At 67.3% G+C, this 15,094-nt stretch carries 14 protein-coding genes; 9 read left to right on the top strand and 5 right to left on the bottom strand.

The window, feature by feature from the left end:
• Positions 1-39 precede the first annotated feature (39 nt).
• Positions 40-1,098 carry an N-acetylmuramoyl-L-alanine amidase gene (locus LO55_RS02315; RefSeq protein WP_071360292.1) on the bottom strand — a complete coding sequence of 353 codons (1,059 nt, stop codon included), beginning with the start codon at positions 1,096-1,098 and terminating at the stop codon, positions 40-42.
• Positions 1,099-1,237: 139 nt separating this feature from the next.
• Between LO55_RS02315 and argJ the strand changes: the two genes are divergently transcribed.
• Genes argJ through LO55_RS02295 form a run of 4 tightly spaced genes read left to right on the top strand, consistent with a single transcriptional unit; the run spans position 1,238 to position 5,100 of the window.
• Complete coding sequence (gene argJ, locus LO55_RS02310; protein WP_071363663.1) at positions 1,238-2,476, top strand: bifunctional glutamate N-acetyltransferase/amino-acid acetyltransferase ArgJ; 1,239 nt, start codon at positions 1,238-1,240, stop codon at positions 2,474-2,476.
• On the top strand, positions 2,476-3,366 hold the full coding sequence (locus LO55_RS02305; RefSeq protein WP_005668261.1) for an ATP-binding protein: 891 nt from the start codon (positions 2,476-2,478) through the stop codon (positions 3,364-3,366). Before argJ ends, LO55_RS02305 begins: the two co-directional genes overlap by 1 nt.
• Complete coding sequence (locus LO55_RS02300; protein ID WP_071360291.1) at positions 3,359-3,775, top strand: NUDIX domain-containing protein; 417 nt, start codon at positions 3,359-3,361, stop codon at positions 3,773-3,775. The genes LO55_RS02305 and LO55_RS02300 overlap by 8 nt, the downstream gene beginning before the upstream one ends.
• A gap of 29 nt (positions 3,776-3,804) precedes the next feature.
• The gene (locus tag LO55_RS02295; protein WP_071360290.1) at positions 3,805-5,100 is read left to right on the top strand and encodes a D-amino acid dehydrogenase; all 1,296 of its coding nucleotides are present in this window, start codon (positions 3,805-3,807) and stop codon (positions 5,098-5,100) included.
• Here the strand turns inward: LO55_RS02295 and LO55_RS02290 are convergent.
• The 4 genes from LO55_RS02290 to LO55_RS02275 form a co-directional block, all read right to left on the bottom strand.
• A complete protein-coding gene (locus LO55_RS02290) occupies positions 5,097-5,279 on the bottom strand; it encodes a DNA gyrase inhibitor YacG (RefSeq protein WP_005668268.1) in 183 nt (60 codons plus the stop codon). The genes LO55_RS02295 and LO55_RS02290 overlap by 4 nt on opposite strands.
• A 19-nt stretch (positions 5,280-5,298) precedes the next feature.
• A complete protein-coding gene (gene zapD, locus LO55_RS02285) occupies positions 5,299-6,054 on the bottom strand; it encodes a cell division protein ZapD (protein ID WP_071360289.1) in 756 nt (251 codons plus the stop codon).
• Positions 6,055-6,141: 87 nt separating this feature from the next.
• Positions 6,142-6,759 carry a dephospho-CoA kinase gene (gene coaE / locus LO55_RS02280; RefSeq protein ID WP_071360288.1) on the bottom strand — a complete coding sequence of 206 codons (618 nt, stop codon included), beginning with the start codon at positions 6,757-6,759 and terminating at the stop codon, positions 6,142-6,144.
• Entirely contained in the window at positions 6,756-7,631 is an 876-nt protein-coding gene (locus tag LO55_RS02275) for a prepilin peptidase (protein WP_071363662.1), read from the bottom strand. The genes coaE and LO55_RS02275 overlap by 4 nt, the downstream gene beginning before the upstream one ends.
• A 283-nt stretch (positions 7,632-7,914) precedes the next feature.
• On the opposite strand from LO55_RS02275, the gene LO55_RS02270 reads away from it, so the two are divergent.
• The 5 genes from LO55_RS02270 to LO55_RS02250 are packed head-to-tail and all read left to right on the top strand — an operon-like array spanning position 7,915 to position 15,079.
• Positions 7,915-10,692 carry a TonB-dependent receptor gene (locus tag LO55_RS02270; protein ID WP_177185495.1) on the top strand — a complete coding sequence of 926 codons (2,778 nt, stop codon included), beginning with the start codon at positions 7,915-7,917 and terminating at the stop codon, positions 10,690-10,692.
• Between the two features lie 8 nt (positions 10,693-10,700).
• On the top strand, positions 10,701-11,591 hold the full coding sequence (locus LO55_RS02265) for a DMT family transporter (RefSeq protein WP_218145966.1): 891 nt from the start codon (positions 10,701-10,703) through the stop codon (positions 11,589-11,591).
• 26 nt (positions 11,592-11,617) lie between these two features.
• Entirely contained in the window at positions 11,618-12,907 is a 1,290-nt protein-coding gene (locus LO55_RS02260) for a D-tagatose-bisphosphate aldolase, class II, non-catalytic subunit (RefSeq protein ID WP_071360285.1), read from the top strand.
• A gap of 2 nt (positions 12,908-12,909) precedes the next feature.
• A complete protein-coding gene (locus LO55_RS02255) occupies positions 12,910-14,127 on the top strand; it encodes an SIS domain-containing protein (protein WP_083415121.1) in 1,218 nt (405 codons plus the stop codon).
• A complete protein-coding gene (locus LO55_RS02250) occupies positions 14,111-15,079 on the top strand; it encodes an N-acetylglucosamine kinase (protein ID WP_071360284.1) in 969 nt (322 codons plus the stop codon). The genes LO55_RS02255 and LO55_RS02250 overlap by 17 nt, the downstream gene beginning before the upstream one ends.
• Positions 15,080-15,094: the final 15 nt, after the last annotated feature.

Here is a 15,094-nt window from a genome sequence, read left to right as displayed (position 1 = left end):
TAGCCAGCATGCGAAACGGCCGGGGCGACCCGGCCGTTTTCATTCGTCCATCACCATCCGCCGGTAGCGTTCCCAATCCCAGCCCGCGCCCGGATCGGTATGCGTCTGCCCGGCGTGATTGACGTGGCCTTTCACGTTGTAGTCGGCCTCCGGCAGCACCGCATTCCAGCCACGGCTGCCGTCATACACCCGCGGCGCGATGCCGCGCGCCGCGAGGGTGGCGCGCGCCAGGGCGCTCGAGGCCATCAGCATCGGTTCCGAATACCAGGCGTCCGGCTGCTCGACGAAGCCTTCGTGCTCGATGCCGACCGTGTGGCCGTTGGCGCTGCCCGCGTGCCAGGCCTTGTCGTTTTCCCTCACCATTTGCGTGATCTGCCCATCCGACGAGCGCACCAGGTAGTGGGCGCTCACGCCGGCGCTGCAGTTGCGGAACCACGAGATGGCGCCCGCATACGAGCCCTGGGTCGTGTGGATGGTCACGTGGCTGACCGCCAGCGTGCGGCCCGAATAATTGCAGCTGGCCGCCGGCAGCCAGGTCGCTGCAGGGTAGTCGGCCAAGGTCAGCGCCGGTGCCGACAGCACGTCCAGCCGGGCCTGGCCATAGATGCGCGTGAGGTCGACCGGCAGGCGCGTGACCGCGAAATCCGGTCCCTGGCGTCCTTCGCGGATCGCCATATAGATGTCGTAGGTGTGGATTTGCGCGACGTCGCGTTGCGCGATGCCGCACAGGCGCGCCAGCGCGTCTTCCCAGGCTTCCAGCGGCGACTGGCGCGTCAGTCCTGCGCCATACAGCGCGAGCAGGGCGGCAGCGCCACGAATATTGCTGGGCGTGTCCAGCGCCAGCCGGCGTGACGGCATGCCGAGCAGGGCGGCGGCCAGGCGCAGCGAGCGGCCGAAATGCGGGTCGTCGCGCAAGCCCATGATGCCGTGGGACAGCGGCATGCCATGGTGCGATTCGGACTGCGGCGACACCGGGCGCCAGCGCGTTTCGGCCCAGGCGACCGCCTCGAGCAGCGCGCGCGGCACGTCGAATTCGCGCGCGGCGGCGTCGAAAGCCTGGTAGTGGCGCAGGGTGGTGGGATTCAATGCGGTCGGCATCGCGGTCTTTCCTGTCAGTGCACGCCCATGTTTTTCCTAAAGGCATCCGCGCGCGTTGATGTGCAGCAGAAACCTCGCAGCATCGCCAGGGCGCTGGCGTTACAATAACGAATTCGACAATTTTTCCAACGAGATCACCATGGCCGTCAATTCCCCCCTGCCAGTCGCCGCCGACCTGAAGCCCGTCAACGGCGTCGAGATCGGCTTTGCCGAAGCCGGCATCAAGAAGCCGAACCGCAAGGATGTCCTGATCATGAAGCTGGCCGAAGGCGCGACCGTCTCCGGCGTGTTCACCCTGAACCGCTTCTGCGCCGCGCCGGTGCAGGTCAGCAAGGTCAACCTGGCGGCGGTCAAGAACGGCGGCGCGCCGATCCGCGCGCTGGTGGTCAATACCGGCAACGCCAATGCCGGCACCGGCGAGCAGGGCCTGGCCAACGCCAACGCCACCTGCGCCGAAGTGGCCAAGTTACTGGGCCTCGAGGCCGGCCAAGTGCTGCCGTTCTCGACCGGCGTGATCCTGGAACAGCTGCCGATGCCCAAGCTGCTGGCCGGCCTGCCCGCCGCCGCGGGTAGCCTGAAGGCGGACAACTGGTTCAACGCCGCCGAGGCGATCATGACCACCGACACCCAGCCGAAGGCTGCCTCGCGCACCGTCACCATCGGCGGCCATCTAGTTACGATGACCGGCATCAGCAAGGGCGCCGGCATGATCAAGCCGAACATGGCGACCATGCTCGGCTACCTGGCGATCGACGCCAAAGTCGCCCAGCCGGTGCTGGACGAACTGGTGAAACACGCGGCCGACCACTCGTTCAACGCCATCACCATCGATGGCGACACCTCGACCAACGATTCCTTCATCGTGATCGCGACCGGCACCGGTGGCCTGTCGATCGACGCGGCCAGCGGCGCCGACTACGAGGCGCTGAAGGACGCCGTGACCGACATCTCGCGCAACCTGGCGCAGCAGATCATCCGCGACGGCGAAGGCGCGACCAAGTTCATGACCATCACGGTCGACGAAGGCGTTGATGTGGCCGAGTGCCGCAAGATCGCCTACGCGATCGCGCACTCGCCGCTGGTCAAGACCGCCTTCTTCGCGTCCGACCCGAACCTGGGCCGCATCCTGGCCGCGGTCGGCTATGCCGGCGTCGACGACCTCGACGTGACCAAACTCGACCTCTACCTGGACGACGTCTGGGTGGCCAAGAGCGGCGGCCGCAATCCGGATTACAAGGAAGAAGACGGCCAGCGCGTGATGAAGCAATCCGAGATCACGGTGCGCGTCAAACTGGCGCGCGGCGACGCCACGGCCACCGTCTGGACGTGCGACCTGTCGCACGACTATGTCTCGATCAACGCCGACTACCGTTCGTAATGACGCCGCTCGACCAGTTTCTGCGCCGCGCCGAAGGCCTGCTCGAACGCCTGGAGGCGGTGCTGCCGCCGGCCAGCGCGCGCGAGCCGGATTGGAAGCGCAGCTTCGCCTTCCGCTGGCGCCGGCGCCCGGCCGGCGGTGGCAACTACCTGCAGCCGGTGCTGCACGCATCGACCATCAAGCTCGAGGACCTGCAGCACGTCGCGGCCCAGAAGCGCCAGATCGAGCAGAACACGCGCCAGTTCGTGGCGCGCCGCCCGGCCAACAACGTGCTGCTCACCGGCGCGCGCGGCACCGGCAAGTCTTCCCTGATCAAGGCCTGCCTGAACGCCTTCGCCGACCAGGGCCTGCGCCTGATCGAGGTCGATAAGGCCGACCTGGCCGACCTGCCCGACATCATCGACCTGGTCGCCGGCCGGCCGGAGCGCTTTGTGGTGTTTTGCGACGACCTGTCGTTCGAAGAGGGCGAGGCCGGCTACAAGGCGCTGAAGGTGGCGCTCGACGGCAGCATCACGGCGCAGTCGGACAATGTGCTGATCTACGCCACCTCGAACCGGCGCCACCTGATGCCCGAGAAGATGTCGGACAACGCCAGCTACCGCCACGGCGAGGACGGCGACCTGCATCCGGGCGAGACGGTCGAAGAGAAGATCTCGCTGTCCGAACGGTTCGGATTGTGGCTGTCGTTCTACCCGTTCCGCCAGGACGACTACCTGGACATCGTCGGCCACTGGCTGGCCGACTTCGGCTGCACGCCCCAGCAGATCGAGGCCGCGCGCCCGGAGGCCCTGCAATGGGCCTTGCAGCGCGGCTCGCGCTCGGGCCGCGTGGCCTGGCAATTCGCGAAGGACTATGCCGGCAAGCTGCCGGATGCATCATCGAATGACTGAAAACAGCAATCAAGCGCCGGTCGACGTCGCCGTCGGCATCCTGATGCGGCCCGACGGCGACGTCCTGCTCGGCCAGCGTCCCGACGGCAAACCGTATGCCGGCTACTGGGAATTCCCGGGCGGGAAGGTCGAGGCGGGCGAAGACATTTTCGCCGCCCTGCAGCGCGAGTTCATGGAAGAACTCGGGGTGCAGGTGGTGGGCGGGGACGCCTGGTGCTGCGTCGAGCATGTGTACGAACACGCCCACGTGCGCCTGTATTTCTACATCTGCCGCGAGTGGTTAGGGGAGCCGCAAAGCCTGGAAGGCCAGGCCTTCGCCTGGCAGGGCGCCTTCGGCGTGAGCCCGCTGCTGCCGGCCACCATCCCGCTGCTCGCGTGGCTCGACCGGGTCCGGTATCCGGAACGCTGAGCGCGGACCATCAATCTCAAGGAGAACGTGTGAAGGTCATCATCCTCGGCAGTGGCGTCATCGGAACCGCATCGGCGTATTTCCTGGCCAGGGCCGGGCATGACGTCACCGTGATCGAACGCCAGAGCGGCGCCGGGATGGAGACCAGTTTCGGCAATGCCGGCGAGATCTCGCCCGGCTACGCCACGCCCTGGGCCGGCCCCGGCGTGCCGCTCAAGGCCCTCCGATGGCTGGCGATGCGCCACAGCCCCCTGGTGATCCGGCCGCGGATGGATCCGCAGCAGTGGCGCTGGATCCTGCAGATGCTGGCCAACTGCAATACCCGCAGCTACCAGGTCAACAAGGGCCGCATGGTGCGCCTGGCCGAGTACAGCCGCGACGTGCTGGTCCAGCTGCGGCGCGACACCGGCATCGCCTACGACGAACGCAGCAAGGGCACCCTGCAGCTGTTTCGCACCCAGAAGCAGCTCGATGGCGCGCACACCGATACCGAGGTGCTGGAGCGTTCCGGCGTGCCTTACAAGCTGCTCGACCGGGAAGGCTGCACGCGGTACGAACCGGCGCTGGCGCGCGTGCCCGGCAACTACGTGGGCGGCCTGCTGCTGCCGAACGACGAGACCGGCGACTGCTTCAAGTTCACCCAGGCGCTGGCGGAACTGACCAAGGGCCTGGGCGTCAAGTTCCGGCACGAGGTGAAAATCGAGCGCCTGAACGTCGAGGGCGACCGCGTGACCGGCGTCGTCACGAACAAGGGCGAACTGAAGTCCGAGGCCTTCGTGCTGGCGCTGGGCAGCTACTCTCCGCTGATGCTCAGGCAGATCGGCATCCATATCCCGGTCTATCCGGTGAAGGGCTACTCGATCACGGTGCCGATCACGGACGCATCCGGCGCACCCGAATCGACGGTGATGGACGAGACCTATAAAGTGGCGATCACGCGCCTGGGCGACCGCATCCGCGTCGGCGGCACGGCGGAGCTGTGCGGCTACGACCTGCGCCTGCACCAGGCGCGGCGCGACACGCTCGAGCATTCGGTGACGAACCTGTTCCCGGACGGCGGCGACGTGCGCCAGGCCTCGTTCTGGTGCGGCCTGCGGCCGATGACGCCGGACGGCACGCCGGTGATCGGACCGACGCCGTATCGCAACCTGTTCCTGAACACCGGGCATGGCACGCTGGGCTGGACCATGTCGTGCGGCTCGGGCCGGGTGCTGGCGGATATCCTGTCGGGACGCCAGCCCGAGATCGGGCTGGAAGGGCTGTTCATGGACCGCTATGGGCGGCGCAACAGGCCGGTGGTGGCGCCGGCGGGGATCGCCGTTTAACGTTCGGTCGGCGGTTCATCGAGCGGGTCGCTCGGCGCGCCGCCCGGAATCACGAATTTCTCTTCGGCCCAGGCGCCCAGGTCGATCTTCTTGCAACGCTCGGAACAGAACGGACGAAACTTGTTCGCTTCGATCCATTCGACTTGTTTGCCGCAGGTGGGGCAGGCGACTACGGTCATCGGTACTACCAATCAAAAATCAGAAATTGCAGAGGGTCAGGTCGAACGGCACGTCTTCTTCCAGCGGCTTGGGCTTGCAATCGCCGTCCTGGGTGGTGAAGCGTACCCACAGCATGTACTTGTTGGCCGAGATCTCGGGGATCGCGCCAAGCGACTCGTCCAGGGTCAAGCGCAGCATCTGGTAGATTTTACCCTGTAACATCTGTTGATAGCTGCCCGCCACGGCGATCATCTTGACCGGCGCGCCCGAATTGCGCAGCAGGCGCAGCACCAGGGCCAGCGCCTCGAGCAGCGGGGCGAGCGGGCCAAACCAGCCCATGATGTCGGCGTGGCGCTGCTCGGCCGGGCGCTTCTGCCAGGCGTAGTAGGAGGGCAGGTCGAATTCGCAGGCGCCGCCCGGGATGATGGTGCGGCCGCGGATGCTCATCAGCCATTCGTTGTCGCGCACGTTCTGGCCGGTCTTGCCCTGGCTGGTGACCAGCGCGCTGCTGGCCTTGTCCAGTTCGGCCAGGACGGCGTCAAGCGTGTCGGCGGCAACGGCGGGATTGCTGCGGTAGGCCAGCAGCGATTGCTTCTGCCGTTCGAGTTCCTGCAGCAGGTCCGATTTCAGGTCGGCGCGGCCGGCCACTTCCAGCATGTCGAAGATCGTCGCGAGGGCGACATGGTGCTGCATCGGGTGTTCCTGCTGCACGAAGAACTTGAACTTCTCGTACAGGTCCTCCAGCCGCAACAACGTGCGAATCCTCTCGTTGAAAGGGTATTCGTAGACGATCAAAATGACATTCCTCTGAATGTAGGCTGGCAAGCAACTTGGTGATTCTGAACCATACGAAGCGAAATTACAAACACTGCATCAACCTTGTTACATACTCAATGCCAGATACCGCTCGTGCAAGCGTATTACCTGGGGTAACAGGGCCTCCAGGCCGTCGTCGTTGTCGATCACGTCGTCGGCCGCCGCCAGGCGCTGGGCCCGCGTGACCTGGGTCGCCATGATGGCGCGCACCTGGTCGGCCGACAGGCCACTGCGTTGCATGACACGGGCCACCTGGGTGTCTTCCGAGCAGTCCACGGCCAGCACGCGCGACACCCGATTGCGCCATGTTCCCGACTCGATCAGGAGCGGCACCGCGAAGATCACGTACGGACCGGTGGCGATGGCCGCCGCAGCGGCGGTGGCGTCGCGGATGCGCGGATGCAGGATCGCTTCCAGCCGGCCGCGCGCGCCGGCATCCGTAAACACCAGGCTGCGCATGCGCGCGCGGTCCAGGGCGCCGTCAGGCGTGGCGAAGTCGGGGCCGAATTCGGCCAGGATGGCCGGCATTGCCGCGCCGTGCGCGGCTGTGAGAGAGTGGGCGATGGCGTCGGTGTCGACGATCGTCGCGCCCAGGCCGGCGAACAGCTCGGCCACGGTGCTCTTGCCGCAGCCGATGCCGCCGGTGAGACCGACCGAAAACGCCGCGCCGCGCGCCGTGTTCATGCGCCGCCCAGCAGGCCGGCGCTGAAACGGCCCAGCTCCCCGCCATACAGCATGGCGATCAGGCCGGCCGCCGCCAGGTAGGGGCCGAAGGGGATCGGCTTGTCGCGTCCGCGCCGGGCGAACACGATCAGGCTGATGCCCACTAACGCACCCACCACCGACGACAGCAGGATGATGGTCGGCAGGGCGGTCCATCCGAGCCAGGCGCCGAGCGCCGCCAGCAGCTTGAAGTCGCCATACCCCATGCCCTCCTTGCCGGTCACAAGCTTGAATATCCAGTATACGGTCCACAGCACCAGGTAACCGGCAGCGGCGCCGATCACGGCGTCCTGCAGCGGCACGAAGGTGGCGTTGATGTTCATGAGCAGGCCCGCCCACAGCAGCGGATAGGTCAGGTCGTCCGGCAGCAGCTGGGTGTCGAAATCGATGAAGGTCATGGCGATGAGCAGCCAGGCGAACAGCAGGCTACTCATGCCCGCCGCGCCGCTGCCGAAGGTCCACACCATCAGGCCGGAGACGACGGCGGTGAGCAGTTCGATCGCCGGATAGCGCGCCGGGATCGGCGTCTTGCATTTGCGGCACTTGCCGCCGAGGGCGAGCCAGCTGATGACCGGGATGTTCTCGATGGCCGTGATCTGGTGGCCGCAGCAGGGGCAGCGCGAGCGCGGCACCATCAGGTTGAAGCGGTCGGTATGCGGCGGCTCCTTGCCGCTTTCCTGCGCCACGTAATTGTCGGACTCGCGCTGCATCATCTTCGGGATGCGGTAGATGACCACGTTCAGGAAGCTGCCGACCAGGAGGCCCAGCAGGGCGGCCACGAGGGTGGGGCCCAGCAGGGCAGGGGGCGCAAACAACAACGATTCCAGGGGCATGTCGATCCGGTCCGAGACGATAGGCGGCGCCATCCACCTACCGACGGCCTGCCGCAGAATAATTCCTTACATCAAGCTCATTGTAGGGGTTTTCCCCGCATTTGGCGAAGGACTTGACCTGGCGCTATCTTGCGGCAAAAACCACGCATTTCCGAATCATATCGAAAGACTTCGAAAGTTATTTGATATTTCGAATTCCTTCCATTACTATTTGGTCAGAACGAAGAAACCTGAAGGAGACATGCCAATGCGCAGTAGATTCGAAAAGGGACTCCGCCGAACCTTGATTGCCACCGCCGTGAACGCCGCGCTCTGCGGCCTGGCGCTGGCCCAGGTCCAGTCCGGCAACGCCGCAGAGACCGGCGACAGCAACACCAGCACTCCGGCCGTCACCGCCGAGCCCTCGCAAGCCTCGGTCGTGGTCGTCACCGGCGCCCGCGCCGCGCTGGCGCGCGCGCTCGACCTGAAACGCAACGCCGACGTGATCCAGGACTCGATCTCGGCCACCGAGCTGGGACGCTTCCCCGACGATAACGTGGCCGACTCGCTGACCCACATCGCCGGCATCTCGGTCTCGCGCACCCGCGGCGGCGAGGGCCAGTACATCAATGTGCGCGGCCTCGGCTCGGGCTACAACATCGTGACCCTGAACCGCCGCATCCTGGCCACCGACGGCGACGGCCGCGACTTCGCCTTCGACGTGCTGCCGTCCGAGATGATCAGCGGCGCCGACGTGATGAAATCGGCCAGCGCCGCGCAGATGGAAGGCAGCATCGGCGGCTCGGTCAACCTGCGCTCGGCCCGGCCCTTCGACAATCCCGGCTACCACGCCTCGGCGCGCATCGAGGGCGACCGCAACGACCTGTCGCGCAAGAACGGCGTCAAGCTGTCGGGCGTCGTCAGCAACACCTTCAATGACAACACGATGGGGTTCATCCTCGGCGCCGTGCTGTCCGACCGCGAGGTGCGCACCGATTCGCTGGGCTACCAGACCTTCAATGCCGATGCGCCGGGCAGCTTCGACGTCGACGGCAACGCCTCGCTAAGCCCGGATGAACAGAACCTGCTCGGTTCCTGCTGCATCTCCTTCGGCTCGATCTTCGAGAAGAAAAAGCGCGCCGCGCTCACCGGCGCCTTCGAATGGAAGGTCACGCCGGACTTTCGCATGACCTTCGACGCGCTCGCCACCCGCCTCGATTCGCCGCAGGTCGGCTACCAGCAATCCTATTACGTCGAACACGCGGCCGACCGCTGGTCCGACGTGGTCGCCAGGGATGGCCTGATCACCGGCATGACGATCAAGGACCTGATCCCCGAGATGTCGAACGTGACCACCGACCGCGTGGTCGACACCATGCAGTTCGGCTGGAAGGGCGAGTGGAAGGTCAACCGCGACCTGCGCCTGGTGGGCGACGTCTACCGCTCGACCTCCAGGCGCGATTCGGGCGGCAAGGACAACTTCGTGGTGGCCGGCATCGCCGGCGCCAACACCGGCTACTACCGGGCCAACGACAACGCCTTCCCCGACATCCGCGTGCAGCTCGAGGACGGCCGCGACCTGGCCACCGAACTCAATGCCGGGCGCCTGGGCGACAAGGATTTCGGCGTGCACTTCGCCGGCCTGACCGGGGTCGACATCAAGGACACCGTCGACGGCGGCTCGCTCGAAGGGCGCCTGAGCCTGGACGGCAAGTGGAACGTCGACGCCTTCGAGTTCGGCGTGTCGGGCACCTCGCGCGAAAAGACCCGCACCTCGATCGGCAACGAAAAGAGCGGCGGCGCCTGCCAGTACTGCGGCATGTACTCGACCACCTTCGCCAACCTGGGCGCCAACGTGCTGCGGCCGATGACCCTGCCGAACTACATGCGCGGGGCGGGCGGCAACTTCCCGACCGGCTTCGTAGCCTTCGACGTGCCGGCTTACTTCAAGGCGCTCGAGTCGCTCAACGGCCAGCCGGTGATCGGCGAAGACGGCCAGCCGACCGGCGACGTGTACGACACCAGCAAGTCGCAGCCGGTGTTCGTGCCGACCGATTCCTATGACGTGCGCGAGCGCACCGCCACCCTGTTCGGCCAGCTCGAGCTGTCGGGCGAACGCTGGAACGGCAACCTCGGCGTGCGCGTGGTGCACACCAGGACCCGCTCGCGGAGCGCGATCGACGAGATCGTCGCCATCGACGATAAAACCCCGGATATTCCGACCAGCAGCCCGATCGTGACCTACAGCCCGGCCACCCCGGTCGAGGACGAGGGTTCCTACACCAAGGTGCTGCCGTCGGCGAACTTCAGCTACTGGTGGCAGCCCGAGCTGGTGCTGCGCGCCGCCGTTGCCAAGGTGATGGCGCGGCCGTCGCTGGACAAGCTGGCCCCGACCCGCACCGACAACACGCTCGACCGCAGCTACATCCTGAGCATCGTCGGCGATTCGGGCCTGAAGCCCACCGAAGCGACCCAGCAAGACCTGTCGCTGGAATGGTATTACGCGCCGAAGTCGGCGCTCAACGCCGCGCTGTTCGCCAAGCAGATCAAGAACTTCGTCACTTACCAGACCGACGAGCGGGTCGACATCGGCGTGCCGGGCTACCTGTACACGGTGATCCACCCGGTCAACGGCGACAAGGCGCGTGTGCGCGGCATGGAGCTGGGCGTGCAGCACCTGTGGGACAGCGGCTTCGGCATCGCCGCCAAGTTCGCCAAGACCTGGACCCGCGCCTATTCCGGCGGGGTCTACGTCGGCCAGCTGGAAGGTGTGGCGCCGACCGCGTCGTCGCTCGGTTTCCTGTACGAGAAGGGCAAGCTCAATGCCGCGCTGACCTTCGATTACACCGGCAAGTACACGCAAGCCACCAACGCCATCGCCGGCCTGCCGAACAAGGTCGACGCCATCACCTGGATCACCGCCTCGGCCTCGTACGACGTGAACGAGAACGTCAGCCTGTTCGTCGAAGGCAAGAACCTTGGCGACGAGGTGATGCGCTCGAACCTGGGCCGCAGCGACGCGATCTACGGCTTCGAAGCCTGGGGCCGCACCTACGCCGCCGGCATGAGCGTGAGGTTCTGATGCATACCATGCCGACGACAAAAAACCACTGGCTGGGCTACGCGCTGGCGACCACGCTGCTGTGGGGCGTGTGGGGCGCCTTCGCCGGGCGCCCGGTGCAGAACGGCTTTCCCGAGACCCTGGTGTATGCGGTATGGGCGCTGACCATGATTCCGCCGGCGCTGTTCGCGCTGGCGCGCATCGACTGGCGCGTGCGGCGCGACGGCCCGGCGATCGGCTATGGCCTGGCCATCGGGCTGCTCGGCGCGGGCGGCCAGATGATCCTGTTCCACGCGGTCAAGGAAGGCCCGACTTACCTGATCTTCCCCCTGATCTCGCTGTCGCCGGTGATCACGATCGCCTTGTCGTACGCCTTCCTGCGCGAACGCACCGGCGCCATGGGCGTGGCCGGCATCGTGCTGGCGCTGTGCGCGCTGCCGCTGTTCGACTACGCGCCGGAGCAGGGCGGCGTTGCCTATGGCTGGTGGTTCGTGCTGGCGCTGGGCGTGCTGGTGGCCTGGGGCCTGCAGGCCTACTTCATCAAGCGCGCCAACGCCATCATGGATGCCGAAAGCATCTTCTTCTACATGACCGTCAGCGCACTCGCTTTCATTCCGGTCGCGCTGGCGATGACCGACTTTTCGCAGCCGATCAACTATGGCCCCGATGGCCCGTGGCTGGCGGCGATCACCCAGGTGCTCAACGCGGTGGGCGCGCTGACCCTGGTGTACGCGTTCCGGCATGGCAAGGCGCTGGTGGTGTCGCCCCTGGTCAACGCCGGCGCGCCGCTCCTGACCACGATCATCTCGGTGGCGATGGCGGCGACCCTGCCGAACGGTTTCAAGCTGGCCGGCATCGGCCTCTCGCTGGCGGCGGCGCTGTTCCTGGCGCTGCAGCCCGACGAGCCGAGCGCCGCCTGAAGTCCCTCTTTCTGGAGTCAACGACAATGCAAGTGCTTCTCGACCTCGTCCAACGTCATCATGCGGGCCAGCCCGTCGGCATCCATTCGGTGTGTTCGGCGCATCCGCTCGTGATCGAGGCCGCCTTCGAAACGGGACTGGCGGCGGACGGCCCGGTGCTGGTCGAGGCCACCTCGAACCAGGTCAACCAGGATGGCGGCTATACCGGCATGACGCCGGCCGCTTTCCGCGACTTCGTGTTCGGCATCGCCGACAAGGTGGGTTTTCCACGCGAGCGCATCCTGCTCGGGGGCGACCATCTGGGGCCGAACTGCTGGCAGGGCGAGCCGGCCGCCGGCGCGATGGCCAAGTCCGAGGTGCTGATCGACCAGTACGTGATGGCGGGCTTTCGCAAGATCCACCTCGATTGTTCGATGTCGTGCGCCGGCGACCCGGTGCCGCTGCCAGACGAGGTGGTGGCCGAACGGGCGGCGCGCCTGGCGGTGGTGGCCGAGCGGGCCTGGCAACGCGCGGGCGGCGAAGCGCCGGTCTACATCGTCGGCACCGAAGTGCCGGTGCCGGGCGGCGCCCACGAAGAGCTGGACGAGCTGGCCGTGACCACCCCGGACGCGGCGGCGCTGACGATCGCGGCGCATCGGGCCGCATTCAATGCGGCCGGGCTGGAAGCCGCGTGGCCGCGCGTGATCGGCCTGGTGGTGCAGCCGGGCGTGGAGTTCGACCACCACAAGGTGATCGACTACCGTCCGCAGAAGGCGCAGGCGCTCAGCCGCTTCATCGAGGGCGAGCCGACCATGGTGTTCGAGGCCCACTCGACCGACTACCAGACGCCCGGCCTGCTGGAAGCGCTGGTGCGCGACCACTTTGCCATATTGAAGGTCGGCCCTGGCCTCACCTTCGCGCTGCGCGAGACGCTGTGGGCGCTGGCCGACATCGAGGCCGAGATGGGCGCGCAAGGGGACAGCGGCTTCAAGGAGACCGTGCTGGACGTGATGCGCGCCGAGCCGGATTACTGGCGCAAGTATTACCACGATGCCGGCACGCTGCTGTTCGACCAGCAGTTCAGCCTGAGCGACCGGATCCGCTACTACTGGCCGCATCCGCGCATCCAGGCCGCGCAGGCGGCCCTGATCGCGAACCTGGAACGCCAGCCGGCGCCGCTCACCTTGCTGAGCCAGTACCTGCCATTCCATTACGAAGCCGTGCGCGAGGGCCGGGTGCGCAACACGCCGCTCGCGCTGTTGAAAGAAGGGGTAGCCCGCGTGCTGCGCCAGTACATGCGCGCCTGCCAGCCGGGCGCCGAACCTAGGGAGCAGTGAACATGCAAGCAGTACAGGATGCCGCGCAAGGCGGCAACGAATTATTTGGACAGGATGTGGCCCGTCTCGATGCGCTGGGCGGCGGCGTGACGGCGCGCGAGATCGCGCAGCAGCCGGCCGTGTGGCCGCAGATCGATGCGCTGGTGACCGCGCAGCGCGCGCAGATCGACGCCTTCCTGGCGCCCCTGCTGGCGCGTCCGGCGCTGCGCATCGTGATGGCCGGCGCCGGCACTTCGGCCTTCATCGGCGAATGCCTGGCCCCCGGCCTGCTGCGCCAGGGGCGGCGCGCCGAAGCGGTGCCGACCACCGACCTGGTGTCCGGTCCGGACCGCTATTTCCAGCGCGGCGCGCCGACCCTGGTGGTGTCGTTCGCCCGTTCCGGCAGCAGCCCGGAAAGCGTGGCGGCGGTGCAGCTGGCCGACCAGCTGGTGGACGACGTCTACCACCTGGTCATTACCTGCAACGAAGAGGGGCAGCTGTACCGCATGACCCAGGACCGCGCCAATGCGCTGGCGATCCTGCTGCCCGACGCCACCCACGACCGCGGCTTCGCGATGACGACCAGCTTCACCTCGATGCTGCTGGCCGCGGCGCTAGCCTTCCGGCTGCTGGCGCCTGACGCTGGAGCTCGTACCGCGCCGGCGGCGACGCAGGTCGGCGAGCGCGCGCTGGCGCTGCTGGCGCAGCTGGTGGCGCAGGACTTCAGGCGCGTGGTCTACCTCGGCAGCAACGAGCTGCGCGCCCTGGCGCGCGAAGCCGCGCTGAAGCTGCTGGAGCTGACCGACGGCCAGGTGGTGGCGATCCACGATTCGCCGCTGGGCTTCCGCCACGGTCCCAAGACCATCGTCGACGACCGGACTCTGGTGGTGGTGCTGCTGTCGAACGATCCGCAGGCGCGCCGCTACGATCTCGACCTGCTGCGCGAGCTGCGCGGCGACCGCCGCGCCGGCCGCGTGCTGGCGCTTGACGCCCAGGCGGATGCCGCGCCCGGCGACGATGCGTTCACGTTCACCGGCGCCGAGAGTGTGCAAGACCTCGAGCTGGCGCTGCCCTTTATCGTGTTTTGCCAGGCCTTTGCCTTCCTGCGCTCGCTGTCGCTGGGCGTGCGCCCGGATACGCCGAGCATGTCCGGCACCGTCAACCGGGTGGTGCGTGGGGTGACCATCTATCCATTCATTTCCCATGTCGACAGCGAGGCCGTCCATGTTCCTCGGGGTTGACGGCGGCGGCACCAAGACCGCGTTCGCGCTGGTCGACGCGCACGGCGGCGTGCTGGCGCGCCATGAAGAAGGCAGCACCTACCACGTCGACGCCGGCATGCCCGCCGTGGCCGCGACCCTGCGGCGCGGCGTGCAGGCGCTGCTGGCCACGGCCGGCGTCGATGGCGGCGCGGTCGACTACGCTTTCTTTGGCCTGCCGGCCTATGGCGAGGACCGCGCGGCCCAGCGCGAACTCGATGCGGCGGCCGGCGCCATCCTCGGCCCCGAGCGCACCCTGTGCGGCAACGACATGGTGTGCAGCTGGGCCGGTTCGCTGGCCTGCATGGACGGCATCAGCGTGATCGCCGGCACCGGCTCGATGGCCTATGGCGAAGTCGCCGGCCGCCAGGCGCGCGCCGGCGGCTGGGGAGAACTGTTCAGCGACGAAGGGTCGGCCCACTGGATCGCGCGCGCCGGCCTGACCCTGTTCTCGCGCATGAGCGACGGTCGCGCGCCGAAGGGAGCCCTGTACGGCCTGATGCGCGAGCGGCTGGCGCTGGAGGACGATCTCGACCTGTGCGCCGTGGTGTACGGCGAACTTGGCGGCGAGCGCAGCCGCGTGGCCCAGCTGGCGCGCCTGGTGTCCGAGGCGGCGACCCAGGGCGACGAACAGGCGCGCGCCATCTTCGTCGATGCGGCGCGCGAACTGGCGGCGATGGTCGACGCGGTGCGCGACCGGCTCGAGGTCGATCCGGGCATGCCGCTGCCGGTGTCCTATACGGGCGGGCTGTTCGGCGACGGCGGCCTGCTGTGCGCGCCATTCGAGCAGGCACTGGCCGCCTGCGCCAGGCCCTACCGCCTGCAGGCGCCGCGGCTGGCGCCGGTGCTCGGCGCCGCCTTGTACGCCGCCCGCAGCGCCGGGCAGCCATTGAGCGAGGCCGCGCTGGATCGCCTCGCCGCCCAGGCCCGATAAACGATAGACAGGAGA

Origin of the sequence: Massilia timonae (genome assembly GCF_001866515.1) — a bacterium.
Taxonomy (GTDB): domain Bacteria; phylum Pseudomonadota; class Gammaproteobacteria; order Burkholderiales; family Burkholderiaceae_D; genus Telluria; species Telluria timonae.
Note: the sequence above shows the minus strand (reverse complement) of the source record. Positions and strands in the feature narration are given on the sequence as shown.

What these genes read in the sequence shown, in the direction of transcription:
- LO55_RS02300 (WP_071360291.1), top strand. Translation starts at nt 3,359, where the DNA reads ATGACTGAAAACAGCAATCAAGCGCCGGTCGACGTCGCCGTCGGCATC.
- LO55_RS02275 (WP_071363662.1), bottom strand. Translation starts at nt 7,631, where the DNA reads ATGCCCCTGGAATCGTTGTTGTTTGCGCCCCCTGCCCTGCTGGGCCCC.
- LO55_RS02290 (WP_005668268.1), bottom strand. Translation starts at nt 5,279, where the DNA reads ATGACCGTAGTCGCCTGCCCCACCTGCGGCAAACAAGTCGAATGGATC.
- LO55_RS02260 (WP_071360285.1), top strand. Translation starts at nt 11,618, where the DNA reads ATGCAAGTGCTTCTCGACCTCGTCCAACGTCATCATGCGGGCCAGCCC.
- LO55_RS02250 (WP_071360284.1), top strand. Translation starts at nt 14,111, where the DNA reads ATGTTCCTCGGGGTTGACGGCGGCGGCACCAAGACCGCGTTCGCGCTG.
- argJ (WP_071363663.1), top strand. Translation starts at nt 1,238, where the DNA reads ATGGCCGTCAATTCCCCCCTGCCAGTCGCCGCCGACCTGAAGCCCGTC.
- coaE (WP_071360288.1), bottom strand. Translation starts at nt 6,759, where the DNA reads ATGAACACGGCGCGCGGCGCGGCGTTTTCGGTCGGTCTCACCGGCGGC.
- LO55_RS02315 (WP_071360292.1), bottom strand. Translation starts at nt 1,098, where the DNA reads ATGCCGACCGCATTGAATCCCACCACCCTGCGCCACTACCAGGCTTTC.
- LO55_RS02305 (WP_005668261.1), top strand. Translation starts at nt 2,476, where the DNA reads ATGACGCCGCTCGACCAGTTTCTGCGCCGCGCCGAAGGCCTGCTCGAA.
- LO55_RS02265 (WP_218145966.1), top strand. Translation starts at nt 10,701, where the DNA reads ATGCCGACGACAAAAAACCACTGGCTGGGCTACGCGCTGGCGACCACG.
- LO55_RS02255 (WP_083415121.1), top strand. Translation starts at nt 12,910, where the DNA reads ATGCAAGCAGTACAGGATGCCGCGCAAGGCGGCAACGAATTATTTGGA.